The organism is Actinobaculum suis, assembly GCF_900618115.1.
In the GTDB taxonomy this organism is placed as follows: Bacteria; Actinomycetota; Actinomycetes; order Actinomycetales; family Actinomycetaceae; genus Actinobaculum; species Actinobaculum suis.
Window position 1 is genome coordinate 670,497 of the sequence record NZ_UYIO01000001.1, and the last position, 17,101, is coordinate 687,597.

11 protein-coding genes are annotated in these 17,101 nt (G+C 57.5%); 7 read left to right on the plus strand and 4 right to left on the minus strand.

Features of this window, described 5'->3' with window-relative positions; translation table 11 throughout:
* Window positions 1–173: 173 nt before the first annotated feature.
* A complete protein-coding gene (locus H8274_RS02705; protein WP_185933769.1) occupies window positions 174–3,062 on the plus strand; it encodes a cation-translocating P-type ATPase in 2,889 nt (962 codons plus the stop codon).
* Window positions 3,063–3,348: 286 nt separating this feature from the next.
* Here the strand turns inward: H8274_RS02705 and H8274_RS02710 are convergent, their stop codons facing one another.
* Genes H8274_RS02710 through H8274_RS02720 form a run of 3 tightly spaced genes read right to left on the minus strand, consistent with a single transcriptional unit; the run spans window position 3,349 to window position 6,016 of the window.
* Window positions 3,349–4,221, minus strand: coding sequence for a MetQ/NlpA family ABC transporter substrate-binding protein (locus tag H8274_RS02710; protein WP_185933770.1), 873 nt, complete (start codon window positions 4,219–4,221; stop codon window positions 3,349–3,351).
* A 36-nt stretch (window positions 4,222–4,257) separates the two neighbouring features.
* On the minus strand, window positions 4,258–4,941 hold the full coding sequence (locus H8274_RS02715) for a methionine ABC transporter permease (protein ID WP_065415539.1): 684 nt from the start codon (window positions 4,939–4,941) through the stop codon (window positions 4,258–4,260).
* Window positions 4,922–6,016 (minus strand): methionine ABC transporter ATP-binding protein, encoded by a 1,095-nt coding sequence (locus tag H8274_RS02720; RefSeq protein WP_185933771.1) that lies wholly within the window; start codon window positions 6,014–6,016, stop codon window positions 4,922–4,924. Before H8274_RS02720 ends, H8274_RS02715 begins: the two co-directional genes overlap by 20 nt.
* Window positions 6,017–6,845: 829 nt before the next feature.
* On the opposite strand from H8274_RS02720, the gene H8274_RS02725 reads away from it, so the two are divergent.
* The 6 genes from H8274_RS02725 (at window position 6,846) to H8274_RS02750 (ending at window position 16,103) form a co-directional block, all read left to right on the plus strand.
* Window positions 6,846–8,540 (plus strand): CTP synthase, encoded by a 1,695-nt coding sequence (locus H8274_RS02725; RefSeq protein ID WP_185934437.1) that lies wholly within the window; start codon window positions 6,846–6,848, stop codon window positions 8,538–8,540.
* Between the two features lie 106 nt (window positions 8,541–8,646).
* Window positions 8,647–9,240, plus strand: a complete 594-nt coding sequence (locus H8274_RS02730; protein WP_185933772.1) for a thymidine kinase — start codon at window positions 8,647–8,649, stop codon at window positions 9,238–9,240.
* A gap of 528 nt (window positions 9,241–9,768) precedes the next feature.
* Window positions 9,769–11,499, plus strand: coding sequence for an ABC transporter permease (locus tag H8274_RS02735; RefSeq protein ID WP_221884761.1), 1,731 nt, complete (start codon window positions 9,769–9,771; stop codon window positions 11,497–11,499).
* 167 nt (window positions 11,500–11,666) lie between these two features.
* Window positions 11,667–12,869: an ABC transporter ATP-binding protein gene (locus H8274_RS02740; protein ID WP_185933773.1), complete on the plus strand. Its 1,203-nt coding sequence runs from the start codon at window positions 11,667–11,669 to the stop codon at window positions 12,867–12,869.
* Between the two features lie 237 nt (window positions 12,870–13,106).
* Window positions 13,107–14,282 (plus strand): ABC transporter substrate-binding protein, encoded by a 1,176-nt coding sequence (locus H8274_RS02745; protein WP_185933774.1) that lies wholly within the window; start codon window positions 13,107–13,109, stop codon window positions 14,280–14,282.
* A gap of 93 nt (window positions 14,283–14,375) precedes the next feature.
* On the plus strand, window positions 14,376–16,103 hold the full coding sequence (locus H8274_RS02750) for an inositol monophosphatase family protein (protein WP_185933775.1): 1,728 nt from the start codon (window positions 14,376–14,378) through the stop codon (window positions 16,101–16,103).
* 131 nt (window positions 16,104–16,234) lie between these two features.
* On the opposite strand, the gene H8274_RS02755 is transcribed toward H8274_RS02750, so the two are convergent.
* Window positions 16,235–16,849, minus strand: a complete 615-nt coding sequence (locus H8274_RS02755; protein ID WP_049618960.1) for an HAD family hydrolase — start codon at window positions 16,847–16,849, stop codon at window positions 16,235–16,237.
* Between the last annotated feature and the right edge of the window lie 252 nt (window positions 16,850–17,101).

Consider the following 17,101-nt stretch of genomic DNA (forward strand, 5'->3'; position numbering starts at 1 on the left):
GCGGCAGATTTTATGCAATAACCTGTGCGGAGCTTGGGACCAGTGTGGAACACAGCGGGACCGAAGGCGGATAGAGTGGGATAGCTGGCCGCATCGAAGGCCTTTAGGCGCGGTGCCTGCAGGGCCTTCGCGTGCTCCCGGCAAGCTATACCTATCCAAAGGAGCACCAAGAATTGCAAGATGTTTCGCTACTCTCGGCCCAGGAGGTAACCTCCCAGTTCGCTGTAGATCCGGGCACGGGACTGAGCACTACGGAAGCTCAGGCTCGCCTCACCCGCTACGGAAACAATGAATTGGTGGGAAAAGAACCCGAACCGGCCTGGAAGCGTTTTGTAAGGCAACTCAAAGATCCGCTGATTTATTTACTATTCGGCGCGATCGTAATTTCCCTTCTGGCCTGGGGGCTGGAAGGCGCCAGCGGCCTACCGATCGACACCCTGGTAATAGCGGTGATTATTATCGCCAACGCAGTTATCGGCTTTGTGGAAGAAAATAAGGCCGAAGATGCCGTGGCCGCGCTGGCCACGATGGCAGCCGCCCGGGCCACAGTTTTCCGCGACGGCAAACTACAAGAAATCTCTGCTTCGCAAATCGTGCCGGGGGATATTCTTTCCCTTTCCGAAGGCACCGCGGTGGGAGCAGATGGCCGCTTGCTGAGCGCCACCGCCTTGCATATCCAGGAGGCCTCCCTCACCGGGGAATCTATGGCCGTGCAGAAAAATCCCCAAACCTTGGAAGAAGAAACCGGTATTGGTGACCGTCTCAATATGGTTTACAAGGGGACTGCGGTTACTTCCGGCGTGGGCCGGGCCGTAGTAACGGCCACCGGGATGGATACCGAAGTGGGAAGAATCGCCACGCTTTTGGACGAAACCGAAAGCGCTCCCACCCCGCTCGAAAAAGAAATCGCCCGGATTTCGAAAACTTTGGGCCTGCTCGTGATTGTTATTGCGCTCGCGGTGATGGCCGCGCTGTGGATTATCAACGGCGTGAGCTCTTTACACGAAGCGGTTGATATTTTGCTGCTCGGAGTTTCTTTGGCAGTGGCGGCCGTACCGGAAGGGTTGCCGGCCATTTTGTCTTTGGTGTTGGCAATTGGCGTGCAAGCCATGGCCCGCCGCAAAGCCATTATGAAGGACTTGCATTCGGTAGAAACTCTGGGCTCTACCTCGGTGATTTGCTCCGATAAAACCGGCACGCTCACGCGCAATGAGATGACGATCCGGAAGATCGTTACCGCTTCTGGCACGGTGGAACTTACCGGTACCGGTTATGAACCGGTAGGGGAAGCAAAAATTACGCAAGGGGATCCGCTCCCCACACAGCAGGAAGCAAAACAGGTGATTATTGGCGGAATGGCTGCCAATAATGCCCAGCTCACCGAAAATGAACTGGGGGATTGGGAGATCTTGGGAGACCCCACCGAAGCTGCTTTCCTGGTAGCCGGCCCCAAATTGGGACTGAACCGGGAAATAGGGCCCGCCGCGGTGGAACGGATTGCGGAAGTACCCTTCAATTCGGCCCGCAAACTTATGTCTGTGCTTGTAAAAATCGACGAATCGCTACACGTTCCCGGAGCAATCCAAAAGCCAGATGAGGAGCCTACGAGCACGCCGGGCCCGCGCTACGTGTTGTATGCCAAGGGTGCGCCCGATGTTTTGCTGACGCATTGCACCGCCGAATATGTGGGTGGGGAAACGCAGAGCCGCCCGCTCACGCCCGCGGCGTCGAAAAAGATTTTGACCCGCGTGGAAGCGCTTTCCGCCCGCGGCTATCGCACCTTAGGGGTGGCTTTGCGGCCCGCGCAGGCAGCGGAAGCGGAAGACTTTGGGGAGGTTTCGGAAACGGAACTGACCTATATAGGCACGGTGGCAATTATTGATCCGCCGCGGCCGGAAGCTAAAGAAGCAATTCGGCAGGCACACGGGGCAGGAATCCGTACCGTGATGATTACCGGGGATCACCCCGTTACCGCGCAAACCATTGCCGAAGAGCTCGGGATGAGTATGCCGCGCGAAGAAGCCGAGAAGGTATCGGCGGTGCTTACCGGCCAGCAGATTAGCCGGATGAGCCAGGAAGAACTGGACCGGGAAGTGCTCCGCACTGATGTGTATGCGCGGGTGGCGCCGGAACATAAATTGCAGATCGTGGAGTCTTTGCAAAAGCAGGGGCAGATTGTGGCGATGACGGGCGACGGCGTGAATGATGCGCCGGCCCTAAAAACTGCCGATATTGGGATCGCCATGGGAATCACCGGTACGGAAGTTACCAAAGAAGCGGCGAAAATGATCCTCGCGGACGATAACTACGCCACGATTGTGGCGGCCGTGCGCCAAGGTCGCAATATTTTTGACAATATTCGCAAATTCATGCGCTACTTGCTCAGCTCGAATATGGGCGAAGTATTCACCGTCTTCTTGGGGGTGGTGTGCGGCGGGCTGATCGGCCTCCACGATCCGCAAAACCCGGCCGCCACCGTAGTACCGCTCCTCGCCACCCAGATTCTGTGGATCAATTTGGTTACAGATTCCGGGCCGGCACTTGCTATGGGGGTAGATCCCGAGGTCGACGACGTTATGAAACGCAAGCCGCGCCCGCTCGGGGCGCCGGTGATTGATCGGACCATGTGGGAACAGATTATTCTGATCGGCCTGGTAATGGGCCTGACTTCTTTGGCCGTCTACGACCTGTGCCTCCCCGGAGGATTTATTGGAGGCCTCGAACACTTAGCGGCCCCGGGCGAAGAATTCGCGGCGGCCCGCACTACCGTATTTACCGCCCTGGTGTTTATGCAGTTGACGAATGCGCTCAATTCGCGGTCTGCCACTATCACTGCTTTCAAGCACATGTTCTCTAACCACTGGCTGTGGGGAGCGATCGTGCTGGCCATCGTTTTGCAAATTGCCGTGGTGGAATGGGCTCCCTTACAGAGCGCCTTCGGCACGGTTTCCTTAGCTCCGCAACATTGGGGCTTAGCCATCGGAGCGGGCCTTGTGGTACTGGCCGTGGAAGAACTTTGCAAATTTGGCCGCCGTGCCTACGCCCGGCGCCAAGCCAAATAGCGGGCAGCGCCGCGATTCTGGCACGCTGCCGCAGCCGCGAGCCCGCGGCAAGCGTACAGCGCCCCGAATCGCCCGGCACAGGGACGCAAATAGGCCGGTTTCAAGGTGCTGCGTTAAACCTCGCATTCAAAATGCATAAACGGGCCTAGATGCAAAAGCGGGCCGCGGGGTGGGAGACAATTAGCCTCCCACCCCGCGGCCCGCTAGATTCAGCCAGCTCCGGCTGCCCGCCAGTTTTACTTGTCCGCGAGCAAATCTCTTCTACTTGTCCGCGAGCAAATCTCTTCTACTTGCCTGCGAGCAAGTCTTCGTCCCAGCCGGCCTTCACGAAGTGGCTATCGAATTCGGTCTGGAACAGCTCGTTGGTTTCATCCGTCTGGAAGGCCTTGATTACCTTGCGGTAGGTTTCCACCTTCGCCGGATCTTCCAGATCGGAAGTACTCGCGGCCACAATATTCCAGTAGCGCCGGTCGTCAAGCGTGGTGTCTTCGTAGATCACCTTGTCAGACCCCAACCCGAAATCGAGTGCGAAGGCATCATTTACGATCCCAGCCGTCACGTCCGGCAAAGAAGAAGCAATAATATTCGCCTTGAGTTCCTTGATCTCCACCTGCTTATTGAAGCTCGCAATGTCTGCAACGGTTGGCAAATCGCTAGCTTCCGGTTTGAGATTCAAAATCCCTGCCGATTGAAGCACGCGCAAGGCCCGGCCACCATTAGTCGGATCATCCGGAATCGCTACCGTATCGCCATCCTTGAGTTCATCTACAGACTTGATCTTCTCCGAATACAGATTCAACGGCACGATAAAGGTGTAACCGATGTTTGTAATCTTGTAGTTGTTCTGCTTGATGTCATTTTCGAAGAAGGTCTCATGCTGGAAACCATTGAGATCAATTTCGCCAGAGTTGAGCGCATTGTTCGGCGTCGTATAGTCAGCGAACTGCACGAATTTCACATCGATACCTTCGCTTTCCAGCTTCTGCGTAGCCGGCTTCCACAGATCCTCGTAGACGGTACCCACAACCCCTAGCTTGACCGTAGTGCGGGCGTCCTTTCCGGCGTCGGCCGAACTACTCGAGCTGCCACCCGAACCCCCGCACCCCGTCAAGGCGAGGGCAAAAGCGGTAGCGGCAACAAGTGCTTTCCTAATTCTCATGAGTTTCATTTTCCTTTCGTGTCCAATAAAAAGTTTTTAGTTCCAAGTGTTCTTGCGGGCTATCCGATTGCCGATTATCTGCACGATCGAAACCATCAGGATCAAAACCAGTACGGTTACCCAAGTTACGTCGAGCATGTTGCGGTCGTGCCCGTATTGAATGGCGAAATTACCGAGCCCGCCGGCGCCGACGGCTCCGGCCATGGCGGTTAGCCCAATGAGTGAAATCGTGGTGATCGTGGTAGCGCGGGCCAGAGGCGCGATGGATTCTTTGAGATAAACGTTCCAGATAATATCCGGCGCGCTTTTCCCCATGGCCTGTGCGGCTTCTACCAGCCCCGGATCAACCTGCGAAAGGGCGCTTTCTACCTGGCGGGTGAAGAACGGCGTGCAGCCGAATACCAGGGGCACAATCGCTCCTTCCACGCCGATAGCCGTACCCATAATCAGGCGCGAAAGTGGCATCACGGCCGTAAGCAAAACGATGAAGGGAATCGAGCGGAAAATATTCGTTACCTTATCGGTGAATTGGTAGAGGGGCGCATTTTGCAAAATACCGCCCGGCTTGGTTACCACGAGCACGATGCCAAAAACTAGCCCGAGCAGGAAAGAAATAACCCCCGACCATACCGTCATTACAATCGTGTCAATAATGGCCTGATAAAACTCGGGCAGGCGGGCCATCACATTCGGAATAATGCTAACGAGGAAGTCGTGCATCTTTAAGCACCTCCGTACCGATATTGTTTTCGCGCAAATAAGCCAAAGCCGTGCTGATGGAACGATCCGGGCCGGAAACTATGGCCACGATCCCGCCCACCGGGCTGCCCGCCACAATCTCCACATCCGCAAAAATAATGTTCAAATTGATTCCGAATCGCCGAGAAACCCCGGAAACAATAGGTTCGGAAACATTGCTAGTACGGTAACGCAGCCGCACAATCAGCTCGCCGTCGTTAATCTGCGTTACCGGCGAACCTTCCGCAATCAGCCGTTCTGCCTTCGTGAGCTGCGAAGTGGAACGAATGAAATTCTGGGTCACCTCTTCTTGCGGATCGGTGAAAACCTGCAGGATATCGCCCTGCTCAATCACCTTTCCGCTTTCCATTACGGCCACTTTGTTGCAGATCTGTTTCACCACGGCCATTTCGTGTGTGATCACCAGGATCGTAAGCCCAAGTTTTCTTTGCAAACTGGCCAGAAGTTCCAAAATCTGTTGCGTGGTTTGCGGGTCCAGCGCAGAGGTAGCCTCATCGCATAGCAAGACTTCCGGGTCGTTGGCCAGCGCCCGGGCGATCGCCACCCGTTGCTTTTGCCCGCCGGATAGTTCTCCGGGATGTGCGCCGGCTTTTTCCCCGATGCCTACCAGGTCTAAAAGGTGGGCTACCTTTTCCCGAATTTCTTGTTTGCGCAGGCCCGAGCCGCGTAGCGGATAGGCCACGTTTTCGGCCACGGTACGGGAAGGGAGCAGATTGAAATGCTGAAAAATCATGCCGATCTTGGTGCGTTCGTGGCGCAATTCGCGGGCACTAAGCTGCGTGAGATCTTTCCCGCCCACCAGCACTTTCCCGTGTTCTGGCCGTTCGAGCAGATTCACGCACCGCACCAGAGTCGATTTCCCCGCCCCGGAAAACCCGATAATGCCGAAAATATCGCCCCGATTAATACGCAAGCTCACATCGTTGACCGCGACCGTGCGCGAATCACCATCCACGAATGTTTTCGTAATGTTTTCCAGCTCGATGAGCGCCGGCTCGCTGGGGGCAGACCTTTCCGCTGCCTGGGGTGAACTCATTCCCGTTTTCCCTTCTTATAGAGGATTCTCATAGAGGATGATACGGCCCGGCGCATTTTCTGTGCCGGTTCCTGTTTAGCTAGTGCTACCTGCGGGTTTCTATTTATGTTCAGGTTTGACGCCGCTACGGGTTTCCTCGCCGCTACGGGCTACCTAGCCGCTGCGGGGGCTTACCGCTGCGGGTGTACCTTTTCATGTTCGACGCCGTCGCCGTGCTTGCCACCGCTAGCACCTTGCCGGTGCGGGAAATTTTCCAAAGCGGCGTGCTGCTGGCTGGTGCGTGACCGAAATGATGCTTTGCCCTGGCTGCATCGCCTTTTGGTAATACTTACGCACGTTTTGGTAATGCTTACTGCCCTGCCGGTAAGGCTTACTGCCGGCGAAATCCGCGATAGCTAAAACGAAAAGAGCGGGAAGCTTTTCGCATCCCGCTCACAAATTCTGCGTGAAGTCACATTCGGCTGTGTTTCACGGAAGCGGGATCAGCACACATGAGCATGCCCGGCATCATCATCGCAGAGGCGAGGGCCAGGGGCATTGCGAGAGGCAACGTGTGCTGCATAAGAGTTCCTTCGTGAAACAAATGAATCGTATTTGAAGACATTCTGACTGCTCGGCTAAAAATTTGCAAGTTCCATCCAAACCGGCGTGGAGATTCGGCTCTAAAATAAGGTCGAGGTGCGGCCCCAAAGCGCGGAAATTAGGCGCGAAAAGAGCGCGGAGAAGCGGTCCGTTTGGGCGGCGTCGTCGTACCTGTTTGCACAAGTCGTAGTACCCGCTTGCGCAAGCAGGTAGAGCGGGCTTAAGCTGGAGGTCCGTGAAGAAAACTTTGGGCGCGGCAGGCGCGAATCCACGGCAGCAGTCTCAGCACTCGCAGCAGACGAAACAGATCTTTATTACCGGCGGGGTTGTCTCTTCTTTGGGGAAGGGAATTACCGCGGCGAGCCTGGGCAATTTGTTGCGGGCCCGCGGTGTTAAGGTCGTAATGCAAAAACTTGACCCCTACATCAACGTGGATCCGGGAACCATGAATCCGTTCCAGCACGGTGAAGTTTTTGTCACTGAAGACGGCGCCGAAACGGACCTTGATATTGGGCACTACGAACGCTTTTTAGGCGTTAACCTCACCAAAGACGCTAATAGCACCACCGGTAAGGTCTACCAGGAAGTGCTACGGCGCGAACGCGCCGGCGAATATTTAGGCGAATGCGTGCAAGTAATCCCGCATATCACCAATGAGATTATTGCCCGTATGCGTGCCCAAGCGGGCGCGTCCGCGAGTAGTGCCCCAGACGTAATCATTACGGAAATTGGCGGTACCGTGGGCGATATTGAATCGCAGCCCTTCCTGGAAGCGGCCCGCCAAGTGCGCCATCTGATTGGCCGGGAAAACTGCATGTTTATTCATGTCTCCCTGGTGCCTTATCTGGCGGCCGCGGGCGAACAAAAAACCAAACCTACGCAGCATTCGGTGGCGGCCCTGCGCTCTTTGGGTATTCAGCCCGATGCCATCGTGCTCCGTTCGGCCACTGGCCTGGGCGCGGGCATTAAAAAGAAGATCGCGCTCATGTGCGATATTGACGAAGCGGCGGTTATTTCCTGCCCGAATGCCGATTCGATTTACGAGGTGCCGAGCGTATTGCGGGCCGAAGGCCTCGATTCTTATGCAGTGGAGCGGCTGGGTTTGCGCACGCAGGAATTCGTTTGGGAAAAGTGGGAGAAGTTGCTTGCCGCGATCGCGCAGGCCGAACATCGCGAACCGCTCGAAGTGGCGCTGGTGGGCAAATATACGGACTTGCACGATGCGTATCTTTCCGTGGTCGAAGCGCTACACGCGGCCGGTTTCGCCTACGGGCGGCGTGTGCGGGTGCGCTGGGTGGAGTCGGCTTCGTGTACGACGCCGGAAGGTGCCCGCCAGGCTCTAGCTGGGGTACAGGCCGCGGTGATTCCGGGCGGATTCGGGGACCGCGGTATCGAAGGAATTATTGGGGCGCTGCAATTCTTGCGGGAAAATCAAATCCCGGCCCTCGGGATTTGCCTCGGCCTGCAATGCATGGTGGTGGAAGCCGCCCGCAACTTGGCCGGGCTGGAAGGTGCTAATTCCACCGAATTTGCTCCTGCCACCCCACATCCGGTGGTTGCTACCATGGCGGAACAAGCCCGCTTTATTGGTGGGGAAGGAGACCTGGGCGGAACCATGCGGCTCGGTGCTTTCCCGGCCGTGCTTGCGGAAGGGAGCCTCGCGGCTGAACTTTATGGCACGCGGGAAGTTTCCGAACGGCACCGCCACCGCTACGAAGTGAACTCGGCCTACCGCGAAAAGTTAGAGGCGGCCGGGCTGCACATTTCGGGAACCTCGCCAGATAATTCTCTGGTCGAGTTCGTGGAACTGCCGCGGCAACTCCACCCGTATTATGTGGGCACCCAGGCGCATCCAGAATTTAAGAGCCGCCCGGATGCCCCGCACCCGCTTTTTACCGGCCTGATTGCGGCCGGTCTGGAACGGGCAGCAGCCGCGCGGTAAGCCGCGGCGCGCCGGTGGGTTTTATCCGTTTATAGTTAAGGCCCGCGGGGGAGCATATCCACCCGCGGGCCGAGGTTACCGCGGCACGTAGTGGAGGAGGAAAGCTGTGGCAAAACTGTATTTCCGATACGGAGCAATGAATTCCGGGAAGAGCACTGCCCTCTTACAAATCGCGCATAACTACGAAGAGCGCGGAATGCGGGTGCTGCTAATTAAGTCCGCGATAGACACTAAGGCCGATGACCGCATTTCCTCCCGCATCGGAACCGAACGCCAGGTGGATTACGTGGTAGCGCCTACCGAAAACCTGTACCGCATAGTCGTCGTCGAAAATGAAAAAGCGCCGCTGGCCTGCGTGCTTATTGATGAGGCACAATTCTTGGATCCGCGGCAAGTTGACGAACTCATGGGCGTAGTGCTCAAAGCAGATATACCAGTAATTTGTTACGGTTTGCGTTCCGATTTTCAAACGCACGGGTTCCCCGGCTCGGATAGGCTTTTGCAGGTCGCGCATTCGATCGAGGAATTGAAAACGATTTGCCGGTGCCAGCGTAAAGCGATTTTCAATGGTCGTACCGTGAATGGTGTTTTCGTTTCGGAAGGGGAACAGGTAGCGATCGACGGCGAGGTTGGCTACGAATCCCTGTGCGGAAAGTGCTATCTGGAAAAGGTGGGAGATTTTACCGGCACCTCGCGCTAACCCGGAAGAAAGTGGCTGCCCGGTAGGCGATCTGCATCTGCCCAGCAGGAGAATTACCTGGCCGCGCGTCTCGCAATAAAACATTACCGCCCGAAATGTGATCTGCGCCCGGAAACTTTTTATTCACAAAAGCTTTACCCTGAATTTATGTGGGCTTATTAGCGTAACTGTCCGTCAAGAACGAAGTAGGTAAGTACCTCAACGAGGTACAGCGCATACAGCAGCGTTACCGAGACAGACGCGAAGGGTGGGGCAGCCGTGGATTCAGCGCAAAACCTTCCACCGGAGAAACACCAGCCGCTAGGCAAGCAGCCGCTAGGCAAACGGTCACTAGACAACCAGCCACTAGACAAGCAGTCACGAGGAAACCAGCCGCTAGAGAAGCATCAGAAATCACCCCCGGAAACACGCCGGAACTCCCCGCCAAAAACAACCCAAGCCGGTGCACGCGAACACTCGCCGTCACGGCGTCGCCGCCGTTTTTCTTGGTATCACCTGCACCTCGCCCTCACCAATCCGGCCACAATCTTGGGAATCTTACTTCTCGCGCTTTTTGCTGTGCTGATTTTAGCGCCGGTTATTTCCCTCTTACTTTCCGCGGTGCAAGTAAACCCGGGCGATGCGCGGCGGGCGGGAAGCCTGGAAGGTAGCTTCACTGCGTACTATCTGGAACGCGCAGTTAGTTCCAAAGTTTCTCCCATAATTTTTTGGGAGCCGTTGCTCAACACGTTGGGCCTAGCCGCGGTTACTATTGTGGGCGCGCTTGCGTTGGGCGTGCCGGTAGCTTTCTTGCTTACGCGTACAGATCTGCCCGGGCGGAAATGGTTTTCCACGGCCCTGATCGTGCCCTACATGATCCCCGCGTGGACCTTTGCCCTCGCCTGGCGGATTATCTTCAAAAACCGGAAAACTGCCGGTTCGATTGGGTGGTTGGAACAGCTCGGCATTTCGCCACCAGACTGGCTCGCCTACGGGCCATTACCCATTGCGATTATCTTCATTTTGCATCTCACACCTTTCGTGATCCTGTTGGTGACCAATGCGATCGCCAATATTCCGGAAGAATTAGACGAAGCTGCGCGTATTTTCGGGGCCAAGCCGACCATTCGGGCCTGGCGCGTCTATCTGCCCTTGCTCAAACCCTCGATTATTTCTGCGGCTACCTTGATCGTGGCAAAAGTGATCGGCGAGTTTGGGGTTACCTATGTGCTGGGAACACCCGCCGGCTTTGACGTACTGGCCACTACCTTGTACCAGTCTCTCAATACGCGCCAAACCGGAGTGGCAGCCGTTATTTCCGTGGTCATGGTAATAATTGGGGCTTGCTCCCTGTGGGTGGATTTCACCTTCGTGCGCAATACGAAGAAATACACCACCGTTTCCGGGCGCGGGCTGGCCGTCAAGGTACAAAAACTGGGCCGCGCCAAACCGTGGGCAACCAGCGCGATCGTGCTCATGTTCCTAATTTCGGTAGTGATACCGCTCGGTGCACTGGTGCTTTCCACGGTCATGCGCACGCCCGGCGTGATGAGCACTGATAATTTCACGCTCGACTACTGGATCGGCACCGATCTTCCCTTCGCTAATTTCCGGGATGGCGTTCTCATTAACTCCGCTACCTGGCAGGCCGCCAAGAACACGCTGCTCTTCGTGGGCGTGGCGGCCATAGGATCAGGCGTGCTCGGCATGCTCGTTGGTTACGTAACCGTCCGTTCCCCGTGGCGGTGGATCGGCACGGCCCTACGGTCTTTGACCTTCACACCTTATTTGGTGCCGGGAATCGCTTTCGCTTCCGCCTATATTTCCATGTTCGCCCAATCACACGGCCCCATTCCCGCCCTGTACGGCACCGGATGGATTCTGATTTTCGCGATGATGATGGACGAAATGCCTTTCGCCTCCCGCTCCGGCGTTTCCGCCATGATGCAACTTGGAAAAGAACCGGAAGAAGCCGGGCAGATCCTGGGCGCGGGCTGGTGGAAACGCATGCGCACCATCGTCTTCCCGATTCAACGCAGCGCTCTGGCCTCCGCGATCCTCCTCCCGTTCGTTTCCGGAGTGCAAGGCCTTTCCCTGGTGATGGTGCTGGCCACTCCCGGCACACAGTTGCTGACCACGCTCTCCATGAACCTGGTGGATTCCGGATACGACCAAGCTGCCAATGCCATCACCACCCTGATTTGCGTGCTCGCCCTGGCCGGTACCTGGTTGGCCCGCAAGCTATTCAAAGCCGATCTTTCCACCGGAATGGGAGGTTAGAAAGTGGCCGTGTATTTTCGCCTATTCGCAGCCTTGCCGCGGCTATCCACAGCCTTGCCGCGGTTATTCGCCGCGCATATACGCCGCGCGGCCTCGCAGCTGTTTGCAGTGCCGATCCCTAACCCCTATCTCCAGTGCCAAACCAAAGTTTTTGAAAGGAACGTTCCATGAGCATCGTGTCTCTCCAAAACGTTACGAAGGTCTTCCCGGGTGCCGAAACGCCTTCGGTTGACGATGTGAGCCTAGAAATTAAAGAGGGGGAGTTCCTATGTTTGCTCGGACCTTCCGGGTGTGGTAAATCCACTACCTTGCGAATGATCGCCGGCCTGGAACCGCTTACCTCGGGTGCCATTTCGATCGGCGGCAAGGTGGTAGACGACGTCGTCGCCTCCCGCCGCGTGCCGGCCGAGCGGCGCAATCTGTCCCTCGTTTTCCAAAGCTATGCCCTCTGGCCGCATATGTCCGTGCGCGAGAACGTGGAGTTCGGCCCGCGCTGCCAAGGTCTATCGCGTACCGAGACAAAACAGATCGTGGATGAATCTTTGGAAAAACTTGCGATCACGCAGTACGCCCAGCGTTACCCGGCCGAGCTCTCCGGCGGCCAGCAACAGCGGGTGGCGATCGCGCGGACTCTGGCCTCACGCACCAATGTGATGTTGCTGGACGAACCGCTTTCCAATCTGGATGCCCGTTTGCGTTTGGAAATGCGATCCGAGTTCCAACGCATTCACCGGGAAACTGGTTCCACAATGGTTTTCGTAACTCACGACCAGTGGGAAGCGATGACTCTTGCCACCCGCATCGTGGTGATGAACGAAGGGAAAATCCAGCAAGAAGGTACCCCCATGGAAATCTACGGGCGGCCCGCCAATACCTTTGTGGCTCAGTTTATGGGCTCCCCGCCGATCAATATGATCGACGCCGAAACCGCGCACGGTGCCTTAGGTCGTTGGCTGCAAGCGCGCGGCTGGCAGGCCCATACGGCCGGCTTCCGCCCCGAAGATTTGCGGTTCGTACCAGTAGCCGCACCCGGCAGTGCGGGCACTACGGGAGCTACGGGCGGAAATGGGCAAATTCGTGGTACGGACGCCAGCACGCGTAGCCCCACGGCAGCAAACGCCAGTGCTGGTGCGGTAGGTGTGCCGGCAGATGCTTTGCGATTCGAAGTGGAGATTTCGGGCGTCCTTCCCACCGGTGGATCCTGGATTATCGAAGCTAAAGAAGGAGATACCACATTCTTCGGCACTGCTACGCGCCGGCCGGCCCTCGAATACGGGCAGCGGGCTATCGCCTGGGTAGAGCCGGAAGCCATCCACTTGTTTAACGCCGCGGGCAACCGCATCGAACCGGGGCAACGCACAGGGCGGTAGCCAAATAACACAGGGCGGTAGCCAAAATAAGCAGCGCTCGCGCCTGCCGCAACTGCCCGGCGCACCCGGCAAACCCGGCAGATCCGGCGCACCCGGCGCACCCGGCAAACCCGGCAGATCCGGCGCACCCGGCACACCCGCGCCGGCTGCCCAACAACTTAGTCAATGCACACCTAGGCAATGTAAATCTCCGGAACAACACGGAAACACATACAAAAAGGAAAACAAGGAAAAACTATGAAAACGAAGAAAACACTGCGGGCCGCGCTCGCGAGCATGGCCGGCATCTGCCTGGCCCTTACCGGATGTTCCAATACCGGTAGCTCCAACGGGGAAGCGGCCACGGAGAATAGCGGTGCGCCGTCGGCGGCTTCTACCGTGGATACGGATTTTGATTTGGAGGAGCTGATCGCGGCTGCCAAGAAGGAAGGCCCGATCACGATTTACGATAACGCTTCCGCAGTGGAAGACATGGCCGAGGCATTCACCGCAAAATACGGGATCGAGGCTACCGGGGTGAAAGTGAATGCGGCCGAGGCATTCGAGATGGTGACCCGGGAAGCGCAGGCTGGCAATGTGCAAGGCGATGTGGTCGCCATTCAAGACGTGCCGGCACTTACCAATGATCTATTGCCGAGCGGGCACGTTTATTCCTGGATTCCGGGGGACCTGGTAGACGATATTGAACCGGCCCAGCGCGATCCGCTGATTATGATCAATGACCCGAACTTCTGGACCTACAACACCGAGGTCTACGATTCTTGCCCGGTTTCGAATGTGTGGGAGCTGACGGAAGAGAATTGGAAGGGCAAGGTGGCCATGGAAGATCCGGAAGGCGCCAATAAGATGCTCGACTGGTTCTCGCAAATGTCCCAATTTGGTGAAACCGAAATGCGCGATGCCTATAAGGAACATTTCGGTAAGGAATTTGCGGGCGAATCTGCTACCGAAGAATGGGTGGGCAAGCTGGCCGCCAATTCTCCGATCTTGACCGATTCGAATGAAAACGTTTCGGCCGCGGTGGGAGCACCGGGCCAAAGCGAACCGCCCGTGGGCCTCATGGCTTCTTCCAAGTACCGGAACATTGAAGAAAAGGGCTACCACATGGGCACGTGCGATAACCTCAAGCCTTGGGCCGGCCTGGCCGCTCCGAAGGCCATCGTGATTGCTTCCGGTACCAAGAATCCGAATGCGGCGAAGCTCTTCGTGCATTTCGCGCTGACGGAAGAAGGTATCGATCCGCAAATCTCCGACGGTAAGTACTCCTCGAATACGGCCATTACGCAACCCGAAGATCCTTCCGGTGCAGCCGCGATGCGTAGCAAGATCTTCTTCTTCGATAACGCGGGCGCGACTGAAGACTGGGATTCCCGGGTGGAATGGACCGATCTGTGGCGGGTCAATAACAAGTAAAACGGCCCGGTGTGCGCTCGCAGGTAACTAACCGGTGTGCGCTCGCAGGTAACTAACCGGTGTGCGCTCGCAGGTAACTAATAGGGTGGGAGAATGGCTATGAATTCTATTGTGCAACGCCCGCGCGGGATACTCCTCGATTTTGGGGGCGTGATCGTCAGTACGCGGAAACGGGAAACGTGGGTGCAAGAAGTTGCAGCCGAGATTTCGCAGCTTATCGATGGCGCGCTACCGCTGGAACGCATAGAAGCGGATGTGCGAGCCGGGGAGACCGCGGCGAAACTCGTGCGGAATGCGCTCGCCCGGCCAGCCCGGGCACCCGAGTTCACCCATACCGGGTACATTCTCGATTTCGTGGCCGCGGAATGGCCAGAGCACCTGCGCCGGCAAATAGCCGAACATGCTTCCCATCTGTGTTACCTCACGGGATTGCGTAGCGAGGAACGGGAAATGCGGCGCGGCACGCGCGAACTCCTGGAATGGTGCCGGGCGGAAGGCATCGCAGTGGGGATAGCTTCCAATGCGCTTTCCGGCCGAGTGCATCGCGAATGGAACCGCGACCACGGGCTGAGCCGCTTTTTCCGGGCCGAGGTATATTCCGATGAAGCCGGGATCCGCAAACCCGATGCGCGGTTCTTGTGGCGCGCCGCGGAAGCGATCGGCGTACCAATTTCCCAATGCTGGTACGTGGGCGACCATCTTGATCGCGACGTATTGTGCGGCAAACGTGCCGGCGCCGCCAGCGCGGTGCTCATGCCCGCCCCGAACGCCGAAAAACGGCCCTTCGCAACCGAGGTGGAGCCGGACTTGACGGTTGCCGACCCGGCAGAGTTGCTTTCCGTTCTGCAGAGTTTGCCGGCGCGAGGGGCAAAAGCGGCGGCAACTTCCGCGGCGACGTCGAGCGCACCGGAAACCTCCGCACCGGAAACCGCCACGCAAGTTGCCGCGCCAACTTCCGCGGCAACTACTTCGGAGCCCCGTACTCCGGAAGCCGCGGAACGCGTGGCAGCGGCCCGGCAGTTACGCCGCCAAGCCGAAAACGCGGTGCTCCGCGTGGAGGAATATTTACGCGGCGCATTCCGCGGGAATATGCACGTGGAGTATAAGGAGGGCGTGCACGATCAAGTAACCGAACACGACCGGGCGAGCGAGAAAATCCTGATCGACGCCCTGCTCGCACAGTGCCCTACGGCGAGCATTATTGGCGAAGAATACGGGATGATTGAGGGGAGCGGGCCGGTCACTTTCTATTTGGATCCGATCGATGGCACCTCAAATTTCGTGCAGGGCATCGCGTTTTTCTGCGCTTCCGTAGGGGTAGCGTACGACGGCGAAATTTGTGCCGGAGCGATTCTGGACCCTATGGCTCGCAACCTGTTTTCAGCAGATAGCGAGGCCGCGTATCTCAATGACGCCGTGCTGCGCACCCCGCAGGCGCTACCAGCCGGAAGGGCCACGCTCATTACCGGCTACCCCACGGTGAAGGATCTGAAAATTGATGGGGAAACGGCCCTGCAACGGCAGGCCCAGCTGATCCAGAATTTCTCTTCGGTGCGCCGAGTAGGTTCAGGAGCGCTGTCTTTGTGCCATGTGGCGGCCGGGTGGACCGATAGCGCGCTTGGTGCTTCCGTAAATGCATGGGATATTGCGGCAGGAATGCAGATTGTGCGCATGGCCGGCGGTACCTACCAGCCGCTCTGGTATGGCGAACCAGAATCGGGCACGGCGGATCAAGATGCCCCCGGCTATTTGGCGTGGGGCCCGGGCGGGAACTATCCCGTGCTCGAACAAGTAGCCGCACAAATCCGCGCCGCACGCTAGCACAAGCTAGTACACGCCGGTAGCGGCGGCGGTGAAACCCACCCCGCTCCGCGGTAGGCAACGCTAGGTCGCACTAGGTAGAAGCAAGGCGAGGCTAGGCAGAGGCAATGCGGGGCGAGGCTAAGCACAGGCTAGGCAAAGAGCGGTAAGAGTTCGGTGAGCGTATCCACGGTGTAGTCGGCCTCGGAATCGAGGGGGATACCCGGCGTGAAAATCATGGCGGCCTCAATTCCGGCCCGGTGCGCGGCCACCGCGTCGATCGGGCGATCCCCAACCGCTAAACAGGTTGCCGGATCTAGGCCGTGCTTCGCCAAGATAACCTGAAACATTTCCGGATCTGGTTTGCGCGCATACCCGTCCGGCGCGCACACCATCGCATCCACCGTTACGCCCAAACCTTCCAGCAAGGCTGTGGCTGATTCCCGGTCCCGGTGCGTGACCACCAGGTTCAGCCCCGGCACGGCCGCCGCCAAGGCCTGCACTCCGGGCATAGCCGGGGCCGGAAAACGCTGCCAGCGCCGCTTCACACTCCGCTCCGCTTCCTTGAGTACCGCGGCCGGCATCCCATATTTTTCGGCCAGTTGCGCGATTGCCGCCCGAATCGAAACCCGGGTGAGCGGAGCAACATCCATCACGTCGATCTGGTGCCCGGCCGCCTGCACTGCCTGCTTGAGCGCCGCATCCACCTCCGGATATGTATTCACCATCGTGCCACCCATATCCCATATCAGATGTTGCTTCTTCATCCCCACAACTCCTTCGGTTCCGGCGGCCGCGTTCGCGGTGTTTCCCGGCGGGCCTATTTTCTTTTCTTCCGCCCTATTTTCCTTTGCTGACGTTCTGCCCGGGTGCCTACTCACAAAATTCTAGCCGCGGCGCGGTAAGTTGGCACTTTTTGTTTATAGGCAGAAACTCATTTTGGAAAAAATAGGCCTAGAATCGGAGGAACATTTATAGGCGCTCGTATCCATTCGAGACCTAAAGAGGAAAATAGTGGG